This is a genomic window from Nostoc sp. DSM 114159 (assembly GCF_053470285.1).
The window spans coordinates 5792179-5810347 of sequence record NZ_JBPFEH010000001.1 but is presented as its reverse complement, the minus strand read 5'-3'; the positions used below and the strand labels follow the sequence as shown (position 1 = coordinate 5810347).

Annotated in this window: 23 protein-coding genes and 1 pseudogene; 12 read left to right on the top strand and 12 right to left on the bottom strand. The window is 42.6% G+C overall.

Going from position 1 to position 18169, the window contains the following annotated elements; all coding sequences use genetic code 11:
• Positions 1–315: 315 nt before the first annotated feature.
• From ACR5KR_RS24355 to ACR5KR_RS24345, 3 genes are all read right to left on the bottom strand, one after another.
• Positions 316–516 (bottom strand): hypothetical protein, encoded by a 201-nt coding sequence (locus ACR5KR_RS24355; RefSeq protein WP_448268308.1) that lies wholly within the window; start codon positions 514–516, stop codon positions 316–318.
• A 98-nt stretch (positions 517–614) separates the two neighbouring features.
• Positions 615–941 (bottom strand): DUF3140 domain-containing protein, encoded by a 327-nt coding sequence (locus ACR5KR_RS24350; RefSeq protein WP_445630107.1) that lies wholly within the window; start codon positions 939–941, stop codon positions 615–617.
• A gap of 9 nt (positions 942–950) precedes the next feature.
• Complete coding sequence (locus ACR5KR_RS24345) at positions 951–1166, bottom strand: hypervirulence associated TUDOR domain-containing protein (RefSeq protein ID WP_445632034.1); 216 nt, start codon at positions 1164–1166, stop codon at positions 951–953.
• 43 nt (positions 1167–1209) lie between these two features.
• Here ACR5KR_RS24345 and ACR5KR_RS24340 point away from each other — a divergent pair, with 43 nt between their 5' ends.
• Together ACR5KR_RS24340 and ACR5KR_RS24335 are read left to right on the top strand one after the other, a co-directional pair.
• The gene (locus ACR5KR_RS24340) at positions 1210–1419 is read left to right on the top strand and encodes a hypothetical protein (RefSeq protein ID WP_445630108.1); all 210 of its coding nucleotides are present in this window, start codon (positions 1210–1212) and stop codon (positions 1417–1419) included.
• A 72-nt stretch (positions 1420–1491) separates the two neighbouring features.
• Positions 1492–1689, top strand: a complete 198-nt coding sequence (locus ACR5KR_RS24335; protein ID WP_448268307.1) for a hypothetical protein — start codon at positions 1492–1494, stop codon at positions 1687–1689.
• Here ACR5KR_RS24335 and ACR5KR_RS24330 read toward each other — a convergent pair.
• From ACR5KR_RS24330 to ACR5KR_RS24320, 3 genes are all read right to left on the bottom strand, one after another.
• Positions 1667–2008, bottom strand: a complete 342-nt coding sequence (locus ACR5KR_RS24330; RefSeq protein WP_448268306.1) for a hypothetical protein — start codon at positions 2006–2008, stop codon at positions 1667–1669. The two genes, ACR5KR_RS24335 and ACR5KR_RS24330, sit on opposite strands and share 23 nt — an antisense overlap.
• A 146-nt stretch (positions 2009–2154) precedes the next feature.
• Complete coding sequence (locus tag ACR5KR_RS24325) at positions 2155–3450, bottom strand: sensor histidine kinase (RefSeq protein WP_448268305.1); 1296 nt, start codon at positions 3448–3450, stop codon at positions 2155–2157.
• A 17-nt stretch (positions 3451–3467) separates the two neighbouring features.
• The gene (locus tag ACR5KR_RS24320) at positions 3468–4145 is read right to left on the bottom strand and encodes a response regulator transcription factor (protein WP_448268304.1); all 678 of its coding nucleotides are present in this window, start codon (positions 4143–4145) and stop codon (positions 3468–3470) included.
• A gap of 65 nt (positions 4146–4210) precedes the next feature.
• Between ACR5KR_RS24320 and ACR5KR_RS24315 the strand changes: the two genes are divergently transcribed.
• The 4 genes from ACR5KR_RS24315 to ACR5KR_RS24300 all read left to right on the top strand — a co-directional run bounded on the left by ACR5KR_RS24315 (position 4211) and on the right by ACR5KR_RS24300 (position 7742).
• Positions 4211–4606: a hypothetical protein gene (locus ACR5KR_RS24315; protein WP_445630112.1), complete on the top strand. Its 396-nt coding sequence runs from the start codon at positions 4211–4213 to the stop codon at positions 4604–4606.
• A 128-nt stretch (positions 4607–4734) separates the two neighbouring features.
• On the top strand, positions 4735–4938 hold the full coding sequence (locus ACR5KR_RS24310) for a putative sulfate exporter family transporter (RefSeq protein ID WP_448270313.1): 204 nt from the start codon (positions 4735–4737) through the stop codon (positions 4936–4938).
• A gap of 273 nt (positions 4939–5211) precedes the next feature.
• Positions 5212–6840: a Na/Pi cotransporter family protein gene (locus ACR5KR_RS24305; protein ID WP_448268302.1), complete on the top strand. Its 1629-nt coding sequence runs from the start codon at positions 5212–5214 to the stop codon at positions 6838–6840.
• 200 nt (positions 6841–7040) lie between these two features.
• Positions 7041–7742 carry an ATP-dependent Zn protease gene (locus ACR5KR_RS24300; RefSeq protein ID WP_448268301.1) on the top strand — a complete coding sequence of 234 codons (702 nt, stop codon included), beginning with the start codon at positions 7041–7043 and terminating at the stop codon, positions 7740–7742.
• A gap of 93 nt (positions 7743–7835) precedes the next feature.
• Here ACR5KR_RS24300 and ACR5KR_RS24295 read toward each other — a convergent pair whose 3' ends face one another.
• Positions 7836–9101 (bottom strand): glycoside hydrolase family 10 protein, encoded by a 1266-nt coding sequence (locus tag ACR5KR_RS24295; protein ID WP_445630115.1) that lies wholly within the window; start codon positions 9099–9101, stop codon positions 7836–7838.
• Positions 9102–9473: 372 nt separating this feature from the next.
• Here ACR5KR_RS24295 and bchI point away from each other — a divergent pair, with 372 nt between their 5' ends.
• Complete coding sequence (gene bchI / locus ACR5KR_RS24290) at positions 9474–10598, top strand: magnesium chelatase ATPase subunit I (RefSeq protein ID WP_448268300.1); 1125 nt, start codon at positions 9474–9476, stop codon at positions 10596–10598.
• A gap of 194 nt (positions 10599–10792) precedes the next feature.
• Positions 10793–11089, top strand: a complete 297-nt coding sequence (locus ACR5KR_RS24285; protein ID WP_094348316.1) for a hypothetical protein — start codon at positions 10793–10795, stop codon at positions 11087–11089.
• Between the two features lie 69 nt (positions 11090–11158).
• Here the strand turns inward: ACR5KR_RS24285 and ACR5KR_RS24280 are convergent, their stop codons facing one another.
• Both ACR5KR_RS24280 and ACR5KR_RS24275 read right to left on the bottom strand, forming a co-directional pair.
• Positions 11159–12253: a nucleotidyltransferase domain-containing protein gene (locus ACR5KR_RS24280; protein ID WP_445630117.1), complete on the bottom strand. Its 1095-nt coding sequence runs from the start codon at positions 12251–12253 to the stop codon at positions 11159–11161.
• 266 nt (positions 12254–12519) lie between these two features.
• The gene (locus ACR5KR_RS24275) at positions 12520–12753 is read right to left on the bottom strand and encodes a Nif11-like leader peptide family natural product precursor (protein WP_448268299.1); all 234 of its coding nucleotides are present in this window, start codon (positions 12751–12753) and stop codon (positions 12520–12522) included.
• 555 nt (positions 12754–13308) lie between these two features.
• Here ACR5KR_RS24275 and rplU point away from each other — a divergent pair.
• The 4 genes and pseudogenes from rplU to ACR5KR_RS24255 form a co-directional block, all read left to right on the top strand.
• Positions 13309–13716, top strand: a complete 408-nt coding sequence (gene rplU, locus ACR5KR_RS24270) for a 50S ribosomal protein L21 (RefSeq protein WP_448270311.1) — start codon at positions 13309–13311, stop codon at positions 13714–13716.
• Positions 13717–13745: 29 nt separating this feature from the next.
• Positions 13746–14042, top strand: coding sequence for a 50S ribosomal protein L27 (rpmA, locus tag ACR5KR_RS24265; RefSeq protein ID WP_375480351.1), 297 nt, complete (start codon positions 13746–13748; stop codon positions 14040–14042).
• Between the two features lie 342 nt (positions 14043–14384).
• Positions 14385–14735, top strand: a complete 351-nt coding sequence (locus ACR5KR_RS24260; RefSeq protein ID WP_448266046.1) for a transposase — start codon at positions 14385–14387, stop codon at positions 14733–14735.
• A 25-nt stretch (positions 14736–14760) separates the two neighbouring features.
• Positions 14761–15207: pseudogene (locus ACR5KR_RS24255) on the top strand (transposase); the annotation flags it as partial.
• Positions 15208–15266: 59 nt separating this feature from the next.
• On the opposite strand, the gene ACR5KR_RS24250 reads toward ACR5KR_RS24255, so the two are convergent.
• The 3 genes from ACR5KR_RS24250 to ACR5KR_RS24240 form a co-directional block, all read right to left on the bottom strand.
• On the bottom strand, positions 15267–15437 hold the full coding sequence (locus ACR5KR_RS24250; protein ID WP_448268298.1) for a carbohydrate porin: 171 nt from the start codon (positions 15435–15437) through the stop codon (positions 15267–15269).
• A 95-nt stretch (positions 15438–15532) separates the two neighbouring features.
• The gene (locus tag ACR5KR_RS24245) at positions 15533–17269 is read right to left on the bottom strand and encodes a diflavin flavoprotein (RefSeq protein WP_445630120.1); all 1737 of its coding nucleotides are present in this window, start codon (positions 17267–17269) and stop codon (positions 15533–15535) included.
• 285 nt (positions 17270–17554) lie between these two features.
• Positions 17555–18067: a phosphate-starvation-inducible PsiE family protein gene (locus ACR5KR_RS24240; protein WP_012407378.1), complete on the bottom strand. Its 513-nt coding sequence runs from the start codon at positions 18065–18067 to the stop codon at positions 17555–17557.
• Positions 18068–18169 lie beyond the last annotated feature (102 nt).

Sequence of the window (18169 nt, the reverse complement as noted above, 5' to 3'; positions counted from 1 at the left end):
CACGCTGGTGCTGCGTTTTGCGCACCACGCGGGTGTTAACCTCTTGATTTTTTGTGAGTCTGCGATCGCAGCGACTATTTTCGAGGGACGATCGGCTGCTTTAACGTGAGTTCGACAAGCTTTTTTTGACCTCTCCCCCAACCCCTCTCCGTGTCGGAGAGGGGAGCCAAAACCCTAATTTCTTGTTGCTCCTCCCTTTCCCCGTGGGAGAGGGAGGTTGGGAGGGAGAGGTTTATCGAACTCAGGTTGCTTTAGCAATGCGCCGAAGGATTTATAACCCGCAACTTGGGTTAGTACAACATTTGAAATTCGTAGCTAATCAAATTTGGCAATACGTTGCGATGCCAATGTATCCCTTTGCGATGCCAATGTATCCTTTTGCGATGCCAATGTATCCTTTTGCAATGCCAATGCATCCCTCTGCAATGCCAATGCATCCTTTTGCAATGCCAATGCATCCTTTTGCAATGCCAATGCATCCTTTTGCAATGCCAATGCATCCTTTTGCAATGCCAATGCATCCCCCTACATAAAAAATGCTATGCTTTTACGCAAAACTGTATTTAGGGCGATCGCAGGAATTTGCCCACCTCAATGGCGGGCTATGAGGTACTTTACTTAATTGGATCGTGTCCCCAATTCTTCAAAGAATAGCACCAGCGTGTGTCTTCCAAATCACCCGATGGCTGCTGTGCAAGATGACGATGGACGTAACTAATAACTTTCTTCATGTGCGAAAGATCGTCGTTGGTGTAATCATCCTTTTTCTGCAATAGCTCGATGATACGCCGTCCAGATTTATGACCGATTGACTCATCGTCGCCATCTTTTTGCCCGACAGTTTGTGACTCATCCGTATCTAGCCAAGACTCTAGTTCTTTAGGTGTCATATTGACAACTTGATGAAACTCGTCAATCACCCCTTTAACATCTTTACTCATGACTCAGCATTACTCCTCTACTTTCTTCAGAGCATCAGGCTTGTGAGCAGCTTGTTTTCCTGTCTTATCGCTTTCAACTAAATATTCGGGATTATCTTCACTTGCAGTAACATGGTGTTCTTTAATATCTGTAGGTGAAGTGAGCTTCTTTACAACTTTGCCAGTTGTCTTACCTTGTGAAGTGTTCCATTCAACGCGATCGCCTTTTTTAAATTCTTCAGCCACATTCATCCCCTATTTGATGTTTTATACCTACTAAATTCACATTATGTCTGCGACTGGAAAAGCAGCCATCATTCTGGTGATAGAGAAAAAAACAGCAAACAAGATTAGTCAGCGTTGCAGAGAAAGCGGGATGATTTTGCTAGTTTTGTGGGATGGGCCGAAAAGCCATTGGTGTCAACTTAACGTAAAACCGATGTCCTGCAAGGAACTTCAGTTCCTTGCTCATAGCAAAAGTCATCTAAAAGATGACTAAATATTCCGGAAAATCTTTAGTCTCTTTAGATGACTTGAGCTGTTAGCCTGGAACTTTAGTTCTAGGCGGGTGATGAAGCCAACAGTGAAGCCATTTCTAGCTAGACACGTATGGCATCTTGCCCGTCCCTTGTATTTCGCGGCGCTCGTGTCGCCCACCCTACAAGAATCATTCCTTGATTCAGCAACGCCGGTTAGTCTTCAGCAATCAAAATTAGATTCATGGGAACAACCTGAAGTATCGGAATTTAATCGTCATGAATTTGAATAGTTTCACCGTTGGCACGAGTAATACTAACTGCTTTGAACTCATTGTCGTCATAGTTGCCAACTACGGTGACTTGTTCTCCTACAGAGAGGTTAATGGGTTGTCCTAACTGAGGTTCTGCCTCAACGATGATTTGTCCCTTACCATCGTTGAGAATGAACTCGTCATCTAAAAGCTTACTAACTTGACCGGAGATAGTAGTAACACGAGCATTTGACAAATTCTCAATTTGGTTTGGTGCTTTCTGCGCTCCCACCTCAAAAGAAATTAGCAACGCAAACAAGCCAGTTAGGACGATGCTGGGTATAGGATTGAAATTCATTTGTTAAGTCCTCCAATCTGATGTGTAACTCACGCTTATTTTCAGATTGCCGGATAAAAGTAACTAGAAAGTAACAGCACGGTCTTAAGCTAAGAAATTCCTTCACTAACAATTAAAATCTTTGCTTGCCCAATATTAATTGCTTGTTATGGTGAGGGTTTAGGCATGAAGGGTAGCTTGATTTGAAATGTAGAGCCTTTACCCAAACAGCTGATTGCGATAATTTGTCCTCCATGTACCTGGACAATTTGTTGGGCGATCGCTAATCCTAACCCGAAGCCTCCTGTATGGCGCGATCGCACACTATCTACTCGATAAAACCGCTCAAAGATATGCGGTAAATCTGCGTCTGGAATCCCAATACCGCTATCCTGTACTTCAATTACCACCCAACGAGACTCTAAGAAGACTCGTAAGCAAACTTTACCTCCAGACGGTGTGTAGCGGCAGGCATTACTAAGAAGATTTGTTATTGCTTGCCGCATTAAATCTGGATTTATTCTCAACATTACCAATTGTTCAGGAAATTCGCTGGTGAATTCTAAGTTTTTTACTTTTGCTGAGTGAGTGTATTCCTCTACTAATGCTCCCAGCCAGCTAACCAAATTGACGAGGTGAAGTGCCTCTGGCTTTAACTGTCCTTCATTTCGAGCTAAGAATAATAAATCACTAATCAACATTCCCATTGATTCAGCAATCTGGTCAATATTTTCCAGGGAACTTTGCTGTTGATTGGGATCGATTGGTTCGAGCAAACTAAACTGAGCATGATTCCGAATTGCCTGAAGGGGTGTCCGTAGCTCGTGGGAGGCATCAGCTGTAAAACGCTGTAATTGCTCGTAGGATTGGCGAATTGGCTGCATGGCCATTCCACCAAGAAACCAACCTGTCAAACCAATTACGCTTAAAGCAATGGGTACACCTACTATTAAAAACAGTCTCAACGACCATAGAGTTTCTTCAACAGGCGCTAAAGAAGCGGCTATCTCTAGATAGCCAATTAATTGTTTATCCTGAAAAACAGGAACTGTTAATTGACGCAGCTGTTTATTTTGGCGAACACTGGTAGAAACGCGATCGCTTAACTCAATTGTTTGAAATCCTAATCGATTATTTAACTGCTCTGATGGAATGACACCAAAAAACTCTAGTAATTGCTTTTTGGGAGTGTACCAACGGGCATAAATAATTTTATTGTCAAAGGGCAAAGCTTCACCACCCAAGATCGGGACATCTTCGAGACTAATGCGTTGCTGTTCTTGGTAAAGTCCATCTTCAACGCCAGCCGCCATCAACTGAGTTGTGTTGTAAAGTTCTTGGTCAAATGCCCGCAATTGCTCTTTTGCTTCTAAAAAGTAAAGTATTGTTGCAAATATCGCCAGAATACTTCCCATAGAGAGCGTAAACCAGCGAGCTAGGTTACGCCGACTGCGGTTGAACATGTTAGGGATTAGCGATCTCATGATTCAGGAGCAACTAATCGGTATCCTATTCCGTAAACAGTCTGTAGCCAATCTTCTGCTTTGACTATCTGTAAGCGTTGCCGCAGTCGATGCACTAACATCGTTATTGCTTTACTATCTGGGTGTATATTCCACTCCCAAAGTGCTTGTTCGATTTGGTCATGAGTGAGTACCTGACTGGGATGTCGAAAGAAATATTCCAACAATTGAAACTCTCGACCCGACAACTGGACTGTAACTTCCTGGCGTTGTAACGTTAGAGTGTTGAGATGAAGTTGTAAGTCGGCTAACTCTAGCGTGTCGCCTTGCCAGAGTGGCACTCTGCGTCCCAATGCTCGTACTCGTGCCAATAGTTCGAGCAAACTAAAGGGTTTAACCAAATAGTCATCTGCACCAACATCTAAAGCAGATACTTTATCCAAAATTGCATCTTTAGCTGTGAGAATCAGCACTGGAGCCGTTTTTCCTGCTTGACGATACTTTTGACACAGACTAACACCACTCACCTTGGGCAACATCCAATCTAAAATTAACAGGTCGTAGTCTCTCTGTTGTATTAACCACTGGGCTGTTTCACCATCTTCAGCACCGTCTACAATATGTCCGACTTTCGATAGCGCCCCCTGTAGTGGTTGTAACTGAGTAACATCATCCTCTACAAGTAAAATTCTCATTCATCATGTCGCTGTACTTTTTTCTCTTTCCTATGATGAATTAATCATCAAACTTTTTCTGTATTATGGCTCGACCTCGTTGGTTGCAATTTCTCATTAACTTAGGACTAGAGTTTTGGCTGCCACTACCCTTAATCGGACTGTTTTTTTGGTTGAGTACGGGTTTGCTAACGCATCAAGTATTGAGTTATACCTATGACACAACTGCCCAAATCCACTCCGACTCAAAACATCAAATTCAGTTTTCTGTTTCACTAGCTGTCATGTCTATTGAAGCTGTAATTCAACGCAAAGAAAAGTTAACTGAAGTTAAAGTTTACACTGCTGATTCGCTTTTAAAGGAAATGGAATTTGAGTTTCCTGTGACTGAATTTGCTCAAGTTGATGCCGCGATCGCTCAAGCTTTAGGATTACCAATAACAGCAATAAAGCAGTTAATACGTTATCGCATTGAAAACTAATACCAAATCGTACCTCTAGCTTTAACTCATTCTAGGATTCCAAAAAAACACATAAATTAGATAGATTTACCGTATAATTAGTACACAATTTGAGAGTTAAGTGCTAATCAAGCGCAACATGGCTTGATATAGGTAAAGGAGCAATCGAAGCTGAAGACGATGATGCAGCGTTTGCGATCGCGGCAATTTTAGCATTAGGTGCGTTTGGGCTGTTTGTTTACCCACTGATTGGACATACCTTCGGCATGAGCGATCGTGCTTTTGGACTTTGGGCAGGTCTGGCGGTGGACAACACAGCAGAAGCTACAGCAGCCGGCGCGCTTTTGCCATAAACCACAGCCAATAGCCGCCCCCAAGCCCGCCGCAGTCTCGACATAGGCGGCTGTCGTAAAGCTCTGTGATTTAGAGAGCGCAGATTTTCTGGGAGATCCTTGTATTAGTTTGAATCTTTTTCAAAGAATATTGTTTTTCTTGAACTTCGGCATATTTAGCACTCAAGATTAACCTTTACCATATTTATTTAACCAAAAGTTAACTTATCCTTAAATACAGTATGTATACCAACTTACTGTATTTTTTGTAAGTTAGCAAAGTAAGGTGTGCTGATGCTGAAGACTCAAGATCCCACACAAGTGTTGATACTGTTAATTGGAGGTTCAACGCTACTTCTGTACGGAGTGAGACTAGTTACTGATGCAATGGAGCGGGCATTAGGTTCACGTCTGCGGCTGGTGATGATGAGGCTGGCGAGGCATCCTCTGGCAGCTTTTATATCAGGGATTATCGTAACTATGCTGACCCAAAGCTCCACAGCAACTGCCTCGGTGATGGTGGGACTGGTTAGCGCTCAGTTAGTACCCTTAGCAGCAGCAGTAATCATGCTACTGGGAGCTGCTGTAGGCTCTACATTGGTCGTACAACTGTTGGCGTTCCACATTACTGAATATGCACAAGAGTTCCTGGGTTTAGCGGCAGCGTTTGCGCTGTTGACTCAACGCAAGGCACTGCGGGATGTTGGTCGTGGTGTATTCAGTTTTGGATTGGTATTGCAGGGTTTAGCAATGATTGACGCGAGTAGCGCTCCTATTGCCGATAATCCGATTACGAATGAAATTATGCAGGCACTCTCCCAGTCTCCTTTAGTACTGATATTACTGGGTATCTTGCTGGCAGCAGCATTTGTCTCCAGCATCGCCGCAATCGGAATTGTTATGGCTTTGGCTGGAGGAGGTGCCCTCCCACTAGAAGCGGCTTTGGCAGTAATGCTAGGTGCCAATATTGGCACAACACTCATGCCCTTACTCACTGCATTGAACAGAGGCAGCGTTGTTGGACGCCGACTAGGATTTATCTATGTTGGCACTAGGCTTGTTGGGGGAGTATTGGTGCTGGCATTGCTCAATCCCTTGACAGTGTTATTGACTCGTCTACTCCCCAATCCTTCAACACAAGTAGCATTAGCACACCTGGGATTTAACTTAATATTGGCGATCGCTTTTGTGCCACTAGCAGGTCTACTTGCAGACTTAGCGACCAGACTTCTACCAGAGCCTGAGACAGAAAAGAAACTAAGTGCACGCTACCTCGATCCCAATGCATTGACGTTGCCTGCCGTTGCACTCGGTCAAGCAATGCGTGAGGTTATGCGGATGGCAGATTTGTCCGCAGAGATGTTACAGCTTAGTATTCAAGCGTTTGAAGACGGAGTGAAAGATTTACCTAAACAGATTGGGGCACTCGATAACCAGCTTGACGACATGGAAACTGCTATTAAGCATTATCTGATTCAAATAAACGATCAACTGCTAACGGCAGAACAGTCGCAACGGGAGTTAACATTGCTTTCTATCAGTACGGAGTTAGAGGCAATTGGCGACATCATCGACCGACAACTTATGCGATTAGCCCGACGCAAACGGCGCAAACAAATTGCTTTCTCTGAGCTAGAGTGGAACGACATTGTTGCTTACCACGGCGAGGTACTAGGACTGCTACAACGAACACTAACAGGGCTAGCTGCACAAGACTCAACTATTGCAGATGAAGTATTGTCTCAACGGCAGTGCCTCAATCAATTTAAGCGGGAAATTTATCTACGACATCTCCAGCATCTGAGTTCAGGAGATCCTGTCAGTCTTAATGCCAGTTCCATTCTCTTGGAGATGGTTAATGCAATGAGCCGTATTCTTTCTCATATCAGTAGCATTGCCCGTGCCATTCAGGGAGAGTTGTGATTTATTAACGGGACTTAAAGATTTTTGAGGAAAAAATAAGCCTCAAACCCATGCAGAGTAAGGTAAATAGACCAAAGACTAAAAATGGTTTAAACCCAGATATACCAATAAACAAAGCAAAACGATGTCGAAGTCTCTCTATAATATACATTAATTCCCACATAATGAAGAAATATTAAGTTGCATTCAGAAAACTTTCAATGAGCCAAACTAGCCTAAATTTAGTTGCAATATCTATCTTTCTCATGACCCTATCGGTATTGGTGGGGCCATTCTTCAACTTATCTCCGACAGTACCAGCACTTGCTACCTTCACCATCTTAGGCATCGCGACATTAGATAGTTTCAGCTTGCAAGGCAAGGGTGGTACTATCTTTTTAGATTGGATTGCTGGTTTTTCAAAAGAACACCGCGATCGCATCGTCCACCACGAAGCAGGACATTTCTTAGTTGCTTACCTGTTGGGCATTCCCGTTACTGGCTACACACTCAGCGCTTGGGAAGCGTGGAAACAGGGACAACTTGGCCAAGGCGGTGTCAGCTTTGATGATGGCGAATTAGCATCTCAATTAGAACTAGGTAAAATCAGCGCCCAAATGCTAGACCGCTACTGCACTGTTTGGATGGCGGGTATTGCTGCTGAAACCCTGGTTTTTGATAATGCTGAGGGTGGAACTGATGATAAAAGTAAGCTGATCGGAGTCTTGACAATGTTAGGCTTTTCTGAATCAGTTTATCAGCAGAAAATGCGGTTTCATGCTCTCCAGGCAAAAACTCTACTGCAAGAAAATTGGTCTAGCTATGAGACTTTAGTTAATGCTATGCGACAACGTACTTCGGTAGAAGATTGTCATGCTGAGTTAGCAGTAGGTAGTGGGAAGCAAGAAGTTGTATCAAGCTAGTAATGAAGAGTTTGTAGTAAGCACTTTAGTGCTTATAAAATAAGGACAAAAGTCCTTACTACGAACTTATTAACATTATCTTAAACAGAAAATTTATTCAGCTCTGGCGCGGAGTGCCGGAGATGGAAAAAGATTTGCAAATCCAGCTTGTCGTTCAGCTAAAGATTCTAGATTGTTGTTCCAAAGACTTTCATAATAAAAGAAGGTTACGCCTAGACCGCGTTCTTGGGCAGCCCGCACCTGAGACTTGATTTGCTGTATGGGAACAGGATTATTTCGTAACCCTGTCATAATTCCAACTCCAGTTGGAATTCTTTGTTGCGCTTCTTGAATTTCTGCGCGGGAAATATTTGCCACAAAACTTTTTAGATCCGGACGATAAATTTGCACAATTAACTCGTCCACAAGATTTTGTCGCATCCAACCTAGCCAATCTTGCAAGTGAAACTTGTAAGCAAAATCATAGTAATTAGGAGAAACAGAGAAAATCGCCTGGGGTTTTCTCTGTTTCACCGCTTGATTAAGTTTTCCCATGAATGCCGTAATCTTATCTGCCCGCCACTTTACCCATGCCGCATCTTGGGAATTTTTTGGGGGACGATTCTTGGTTTCTTTGGTGTACAAAGCAACTGTATATTGGTCGTAGCCAAACTCGTGAGGCAAACTCATGTGATCGTCAAACTGAATGCCATCGGCATCATATTGAGTAACAGTTTCTAGCACTAAATCGGTGATGAACTGTTGCACTTTTGGATGGAACGGATTGAGCCACATCACTTCACCAGCCGCACTGTTTGAAGTTTGGCTACCATCTTGCTTTTGTGTGAACCAATCCGGGTAATTCATTGCTAGTTCTGAGGTTGGGGGAGCCATGAAACCAAACTCAAACCAGGGAATCACTAGCAATCCTTGGCGATGGGCTTGGTTAATCAGGTCTGCCAAAATATCATGTCCATCTGAACCTTTGTAGACAAAAGGTTGAATACCTGCACGTTGTGCTAAGGCACTAGGATACATCACATAGCCAGAATTCCACACCACAGGATAAATTGTGTTGAAGTTCATCCGCCGCAGTTGACTCACTGCATCCTGCACCTTGTCTCGATTTTTGAGGGTGTCAAAATCATTAGTGGTCATCCAAACTCCGCGAATTTCCTGACGAGGTATCTGTGCGATCGCAGGGGTGAAACTGTCCGCCAACAATACACTAAAAAAGGATATTAAAATAAGAATCGGAAAAAAAGACTTCAGTAGTCGCCGCCAACTTTGGACAATAAAAGATGATTTCATAAATTTGAATGATGCATTAACTACCCACACACGCCATTGCTCACTTTTACGATTGAATCTACTAACCATATAGTCTACAAGTATTTATGCTTAGTACAGAATTGATGAGTTGGTAGTTGTTCGTTCTCTACTTATGGAACATTTGCACCAAAAAACTAAAACAGACAAATTAAGATAGTTGACGCAGCTAATAAGTATTTGTGCCCAATAGATATTGATATTGGGAATGGGGCATTGGGAAAAGACAAGGAAGACAAGGAAGAGGGGGGAGACAAGGAAGAAACTGGTTCAATAATTCTCCCTTGTCCCCCTTGTCCCCCTTGTCCCCCTTGTCCCCCTCATCTCCCCCTGCTCCCCTACTCCCGATCTTCACATTCCCCCATGCCCTACCTGTGTCACAATAAAGAACTGTAATAAGAAAAATATTGTTAAGGTAATTTAGTGAGTCCAACTGCTCAATCCACGGCAAGTGCGCGTCGCGTAGTATTTCCTTTTACGGCAATTGTGGGCCAGGAAGAAATGAAACTGGCGCTGCTATTGAACGTGATTGACCCCAAAATTGGGGGTGTAATGATTATGGGCGATCGCGGCACCGGGAAATCCACAACTATTCGGGCGCTGGCGGATCTGCTACCAGAAATTTCTGTGGTTCCTAATGACCCCTTCAGTAGCGATCCTAGCGACCCTGACTTGATGAGCGATGAAGTCCGCCAACTGTTAGAACAAGGGGCAGAAATTCCCATAGCTCACAAAAAAGTTCAAATGGTAGACCTGCCGCTAGGAGCTACAGAAGATCGAGTTTGTGGCACAATCGACATCGAGAAAGCTTTATCTGAAGGTGTCAAAGCTTTTGAACCGGGACTGCTGGCAAAGGCTAACCGGGGCATTCTCTATGTGGATGAAGTCAACTTACTAGATGACCACCTTGTAGACGTGTTACTCGACTCCGCTGCCAGTGGATGGAATACTGTAGAACGAGAAGGTATTTCTATCCGTCACCCAGCGCGTTTCGTGCTTGTGGGTTCTGGAAACCCAGAAGAAGGCGAACTACGCCCCCAATTACTCGATCGCTTTGGGATGCACGCAGAAATTCACACAGTCAAAGAACCAGCTTTGCGGGTGCAAATCGTGGAACAACGGGCGGATTTTGACCAAAACCCGCCAGTATTTCTCGAAAACTATAAAGCCCAGCAAGAGGCATTACAACAGCAAATTGTCAATGCTCAACAGCTTTTGCCAGAAGTGAAAATTGAGTACGATCTGCGGGTGAAAATTTCTGAAGTCTGTTCAGAACTAGATGTAGATGGTTTGCGGGGTGACATTGTTAGTAACCGCGCCGCCAAAGCGTTAACAGCTTATGAAGGACGCACTGAAGTTACAGTTGATGATATCCATCGCGTCATTACGCTATGCTTGCGTCACAGACTGCGGAAAGACCCTTTAGAATCGATTGATTCTGGCTACAAAGTCGCCAAAGTTTTTAGCCGTGTCTTTGGCGTCGAACTACCAGAAAGTGATACTGCACAAAAGAACGGCACAGGTCAAAAATTAGGAGCTAGAGGTTAAAAGTTAGGAGCGGAGCCGGAAACGCTCCGCCTCCGGTGAAGAATTAATAGTTAAGAGTTTTGAATGGAAAGCTGCTTCATATCTCACAATTTTATTTAATTCCTCACTCAGCACTGACTATATATAACTCCTAACTCCTGTACAGACGCGATTAATCGCGTCTCTACTTCTAACTCAACATTCAGCACTGAAATATGAGATTTTGGTCTTTTTGGTTCAACAGCTTTGTTCTATCTAGCCAATACAACCCGCCCAGGTTTGTAGAATTATTGATGCTCTTATTAGCGATCGCAATGCTGGCAATAGCCAGTATTTTACCTGACATACCCTATTTAATCTTAGGCTTGAGCTTAGTAGTTGGGGCATCTATTTCCATCTTAGTGCGGGAAGCGATCGCCCCCTCACCCCAAACACGAATTACCCAACTAACAGCATCTCTATTACTCATCATCAGCCTCTATGGTTTTGCTGATTTAATGTACACTCTTTAAAATTTGTCATTAGTCATTTGTCCTTTATCCTTTGTTCCTAATCAATAACCAATGAGCAATGACCAATGACTAATGACTCCATTTTTGCATTTCCACCAATTCCATACATAACTCATTAATTTGCTCCAAATCAGGTTTATGAGGTAGAGCAGATTGTTCGCAAACAACTTCCATTTCGGCGACCAAATCTTCTGCTATTTTCATCACCTGTTCATAAGAATACTCACCTTTTAAAATAGCTTTTAAATCTTCAACATCACCAGCTATTCTCCTATCTACAATCACTTCACCTCGCCGCAATATTTCTACTCCACTGCGTAACAATCTAATGCAGTGCATTCCATGTTTGAGGTCAAAACCCGACTTTCTTTCCATTTCTGCTCTAGCCGGATTTCTATTCTCCTGCCAAGATAAGTAAGCCTTCCATTCTCTTAATGCTATTTGATAGCTTTGACTTTTCTGAAGCAGACGGATAAAATCTTTACGGCTATTGGTTAACTTTTGGGTATATTCCAAAGTTTCATCAGGTAAAGCATATTGTTTTAATACTCCTTTAAAATCAATATCTGCTGTCAGCAATTGATATAATTGTTCTGCTTCTTCTAAAAACTCAATTCGTCCTCTGATTAAGTTATAAAGATACTCCAGAAAAGCATTTAGCTCATCTTTGCTCAGAGGTGCTTCGTCTTCTATAGCGAAGTCAGATGGTATCGGTTTTTTTTGCGGTGGCTTTAACAACCACTTCCGATGAGTTTCCATCTTTTTGATTTGGGCAAAGGCATAACCAGTGTAAGTATGTTTTACCTTTTTACTCAAAAATAACTGTTTACGATCTATTAAATGCTGTCCAACTGCGCTTAAAAAAGGATAGTTATTCAACCAAAGCAATTCTAAAACATTGGGATTTGCACCTGCTAATAACTGGAGGATTTTTCTTAATTCATATATAACTGTGTCTTTGTTACCATCAACGAATGGAAATATTCCTGGTTCATCCCAACCAGTATCTTTTTGTTCTATCCGATCGAATCCCAAATAGTACCTTTTGGGTGCGATAAATACTCCCCGATAATCAAAGTCGGAATCAGGACGATTTAAACCATAGCCGTGGCTACCAGCCAAACCAATTAAAATAGTTCTTTGCTCAACTTCTATTCTTTTCATATCACCTGATTAAAATATAGTCATCCTAACTCATGAATTAAGCAGGTGGCGAGATAGAGAGTAGAGAAAAGGTTTTTAACTCTCTTCAGATATTACATAGATACTGTCACAGCATAAATAAGATCCCCGACTTCTCTAGGAAATCAGGGATTTGAGCATTGTGTTTAACAGGAATACCCCTAAAGGAGATGATGCAACAGTATCCCCTTAAGGAGCAAAACTTGTCAATCATTTGTTTCTAGACTTTCGGTTTCCTAAAACAGGAATTATCTAGGATAAATGTGGCGTCTATTCCCCCATCCTGGATTGACAATGGCAGCTAAATCTTCTTCAGATAATTTGCTGATTTCACTATCCAGTTCTTTAGCGGTGAAATCATAGCCACGCTCTTGAGCAATTTTGATGAAGGCTTCTGGATCGGCTGTTGCTTTGAGTCTTTCCTGTAACGCTTGATCTTGTTTTACAGCTTGAAAAAGTCGGGCAGCATTTTGCTGTGTCATAACAATCAATCTCCTGTTTGAAATATCAGGTTTGAATGTGATAGTTTAACTCTTGAGGATTCACTAACTTTTGTAAAGAATTTATAAATGAGATTCCTTGTATTTCATCTTAAAACAAAGAAAAAAAATGTGTTGATTTTGATAAAAAAATATAACTTTCAAACTAATATTAACGTTAATTTTTTTAAAATCAGCCCTAAGATAGTAGCAATTTTTATCTATCAACAATGAATTCTGATTTCTTGTAAATAGAATTTACATTCGTGCGGGTGAGCGATGCTCATAACGACTATTGGCTAATTTCTCCCCACTCTTGGAAAATGAGCGATCGCACAGAGTAATTAACTGATTTTTCATCTTCAGGCTGACCAAATAGCAATGCCAAACGCAAAAAATCCTATTACAGCTTGACCTGACGCCTATTAATAAAATACAATGTTAGATTGTCTGTCTAATTCCTGCTCGGATCAGGTAGACATATTACAAAGGCTGGCAAAAGCATCTCTACAAGAGATAAAAACCAGCTACCTGTACGGCAACCTCAAGGACAATTCCATGACCTACGCGATTATTGAAACTGGCGGCAAACAAATACGAGTAGAGCCAGGGCGGTTTTACGACATTGAACTGCTGGCGGTCGAACCAGATGAAAAAGTTACAATAGATTCCGTATTACTCGTGCAGCACGATGGCGAAGTCACCATTGGACAGCCATTAGTAACAGGTGCGACTGTAGAAGGGACTGTACTGCGACATTACAGAGGTCGTAAAGTCCTGGTATACAAAATGAAGCCGAAAAAGAAAACCCGCAAAAAACGGGGGCATCGTCAGGAAATTACCAGACTTATGATTGATTCTATCACCCTCAACGGTGCAGTGTTTGCTGCCCAAGGAGAAGCAGAAAAGGAAACCCCCGTTCTAGATAACACTGCTGCTGAAGAAGTTGAAACCGCTGCTGAATAATAAAAGAAGTAGATACACAAGAGGAAATCATGGCTCATAAGAAAGGAACAGGTAGTACACGCAACGGTCGTGACTCTAATGCCCAACGTCTGGGTGTCAAACGTTATGGCGGTCAAGTTGTACGCGCAGGAAACATTCTCGTGCGTCAACGCGGCACCAAATTCCACCCTGGTAACAACGTCGGTATTGGCAGCGATGACACTTTGTTTGCCTTAATCGACGGTGTTGTAACCTTTGAGAGAAAGGGCAAAACCCGTAAAAAAGTTAGTGTTTATTTACCTACAACTGCTGCTGAGGCAGCTCCTGCTGAAGCAGTAGCAAGTTAGAGTATTAGGGTAGGCATCCTGCCGTTGGTGCCAAGTTAAGAGACCTCTTGCAAAAATATATTTTTGCACTCTTAGAGAAAAGGTTAAAGGGGAAGGGAAAATTCTATTTCTTTCCCCTTTCCCCCTTCCCCCTCCCCCCTCTTTCTGGGGCAGGTTTTTTTGATTAGACAAATTTTTGGGATTTTAAAACCAAAACCATTGTCTGAGAACTTAAAACTACGTTCAATAATTGAGAACATTCTCAACTATTTATCGAAAGCCTAAAAGCCTGCCCTTGAATCTATCCCACTAATACCAGCAATGTGATAATCTACTGTTGATGACGGTAAGTTATATCAGGGTATGGCTGGGCGATTTGAAGGATTAAGCGATCTAGAATGGAGGCTATTTGAAGATATATTCCCCAAGGAACCAGAAAAGCGCGATCGCGGAATGCCACACGCTCCATTTCGCCATGTGGTTAATACCTTGCTGTATATATTGATAACAGGATGTCGTTGGTGTGATGTTCCTTCAGGAGAAATATGGGCATCAAAAAGTGCAGCGCACAGATGGCTACAACGTTGGCAAACAGATGGAACATTAGATAATTTACAAGCACGTATATTAGGCATTGCAGAAGAAAAAGGATTAATCAACTGGAACTACGGCGCGGTGGACGGGTCTTTTTCCCCCTGGGAAAGGTGGCGGTGAGGGGGTTGCGTATGGTCGTAAGGGTAAAGGGATTTTGATACATACGCTCACTGAGGGGAACGGGATGCCCTTAGCTAATTGCACAACGCCTGCTAATGGCAATGAGCGAGAGCAGGTTTTACCACTTCTAGATAGCGTCAAAGTCAAAACGAATAAACCCGGTAGACCTCGTAAACGAGTTAAAGTTATTGCTGCTGATAAAGGTTACGATTCCAAGGATAAACGTGCAGCTTTGCGTAAACGTGGTATCAGGCCGCAATTACCCAAGCGTGTTTGGAAGAACAAGAAAAATCGAGGTAGACCAATTAAAATCTCAGTTCCACGTTTTCAACAAGAGCGTTGTTTCGCTTGGTATCAAAGAAAATACCGCCGTCTGGTTGTGCGATGGGAGCGAATTTCGGACTGCTTCAACGCTTTTCTTTCTCTAGCGACAATTCATATTTGGATTAATCGGATTTTATTAGTGGGATAGATTCCTTGAAAGCCCTCCCCCCTTCCCCTTTACCCCGCTTTAGTCACGAAAGCGAACTACTAGAAAGTAAAAGTTGTGCGAAGTGCGCCTACAATTGCTGTGTTATTAGCACTAAAGCCTTCCGGGCTAAAGATGAAATATACACCAGGGGTAATGGAGATATTGTCATTAACCCGATAGTTATAAAACAAACGTTGATAAATAACAAATGCCAAGATGTTGGGGTGCATGTTAAAGGTTACTGGATTTGGGAAAATTCCATACCTTTACCCTTTAACCCTTCCCCTTTTCCCCACAATGCCAAGAAGTCTAGTGAACAGTCAGATTAATAATAGCTGCCAGATTTACGATACTCTAAAGCAGTAACACCATCATTTTCCAACACTTCACCGCGATCGATGACGGCATAAATTAACCATCGATCGCCACATTCCAGCTGATTTTGCACTGTACATTCTAAATAGGCTAATGCCTCATTCAGAATCAAACAACCGTTAAGAGCAGTTTTTGTGTCAAGATTTGCAAAAGGATTATCCCCTAAAGTGCTGTGACGAGAAAAATAGCGGCGGACATTTCTTCCTTCTTTAAGGATATTCAGCACAAATTTATCGCCAGGATGATGCATTAACTCTGCATTTTGCTCGTTAGCGATCGCAATCATAATTCCTGGCGGGTTAAAAGTTGCCTGAGATACCCAAGAAGTTAAAACCCCTTTGTGAGTTTCTTCATCACGAGTTGTCACAACACACAGAGAACCAACGATCCGCCCCACCGCTTGTTCGGTACGATCTACATGGGTTTCTGTCACAATATGGCGGGAAGTCCGCAGTTTTTTAGTTTTCTTCAAGTTTTGGGCAAAAAAAGCACCAGCTTCTTGACATTGCTGAAGAATTTCAGGAGTCGGACTGAAACGCACCCGAATTGTTTCAAATCCTAGTTGATAATTAGCATCTTTGAGCTTGCTTTCGATTAAATCTATTGCCTCGCCACTCCAGCCATAAGAACCAAACACCCCTGCCAACTTAGTTTTAGCTGCCACCGAGAGGACTATTCCTAAAGCAGTTTGAATTTGAGTCGGTGCATGGCCGCCTAAAGTGGGTGAGCCAATAATCAAGCCATCGCAACTTTCTACAATGCGGTTAATCTCCGCAGAATCGGCTAGTTCGCAGTTGATTGATTCTACATTAACTCCATTTTGGATCAAACCTTGAGCGATCGCATTCGCCAGAATTGCTGTATTTCCATAAGCAGAAGCATAAAGTAAAGCGACACTCAATTCTTGAGATTTTTGTCCTTGACACCATTGACGGTAATCATAAGTAAAACGACTCAGGCTGTAACGAACAACTGGCCCGTGTGCTGGGGCATAACATCTGGCTCCCAAAACCGATATTTTATCTAAGGCTACTTCGACTTGTTTTGCTTGGGGGGCATGGAGACATTCAAAATAGTAACGACGTTCCGCATCTAAACCCTTCCAATCTTCATCAAACAAAGTATCTTCGCAAATATGAGCGCCGAAAAGTTTATCTGTGTAGAGTATTTTTGTCGCGGCATCGTAGGTACAAAGTCCATCCGCCCACCGAGGAGTTGGTACAGTAATAAATGATAGAAGATGTCCTTGTCCTAAATTTAGAGTATCTTGCGATCGCATCGCTTGAATAGGTGATTCCAATTCGGGAAAGGCAGTTCTAAGAGCATTGGCGGCGGGACGAGAACAAATGAGAGTGGCTTGAGGAACCAGAGAGAGTAATACTTGCAAGGTTGCTCTGCGGTTCGGATTGACATGACTCAGAACAATGTAATCGAGGGAGATGAAATCTAGATGTTGTGCTAGTTGCTCAAGGTAAATTTCGGTAAAAGATTCGCCGGGAGGGTCAATTAAAGCCTTTTTATCAGCTTGAATCAGATAAGAATTCGCTGTAGTTCCCCGTTGGCGGGAATATTCAACCTCAAATTTTAATCTGTCCCAAGTCCGCGACCGTAAAATCAGAGTATTTTTACCAATTTCAGCAACTTGTACATCTCTGCTATGGTTGGGCATTAATGTGGCAGCAGACATAATAACCTCTGTTAATAATGGGGAATTGGGCACTTGTACTGAGCGTATCGCTAAGGGACTTCCAACTAAAAAAATATCCGATCTTGGTGTAGGCAGGGGGAGAAAGAAAAATACGATCTGAGTAAATTGGATAATTTATTTTCTGGAAGTCGCTAAAGCCAAAGCTCCGCTAACGCACAGCGTCTCGTAGAGAAATATTAGGCATTGGGCATTGGACATGGCAGAAGATTATCTTCTCTACAGACACGATTAATCGCATCTCTACCCACTCCCTACTGCCTATTTTTAATGACCATTGTTTTGTATTAATTCGGACTTTGCTCGGCTTCTATAGCGTTTAGAGACTTCTTGTTCCGGGTCAATACCTTCAAAAGTAGGGGGTAGCCAAACTCGGAGAAATAGTAGTACTCCCAGGACTAATAAAAAAGCACAAGTTGCTAAAACTTGACTCCAACTTGTTTCTAGAACACCTTTAACAATGACTTCCCGCAAGGCGGAAACGATGGAAACTTCAACAGCTACTCCAATAGATACTCGATGTTCTTGCAGATAAATAATCAGCAATCGGAACAGCTCAACTAAGATAAGTAAAAAGAGAATATCGGCAGTAACAGCATGAAAATCTAAAGGTGGAAGTAACGAGAGAAACATATCTCTCACCTGAAGCACCATGAAGCTAAATAAACCGATACACAAAGAAATTACAATTACATCTTGGATAAATTCCAAGCTTCGGACAACGCGCCCACGATTGATTTCGTACATGGTAATCGGGGTATTTTCAACAGATTTATACATAGTTTTTTGGGAGACGCGATGAATCGCGTCTGTACAAGAGTGGGTAGAGACGCGATTCATCGCGTCTGTGGTAAGCAGGCAAATAAGGGAGGCAAAGGGACA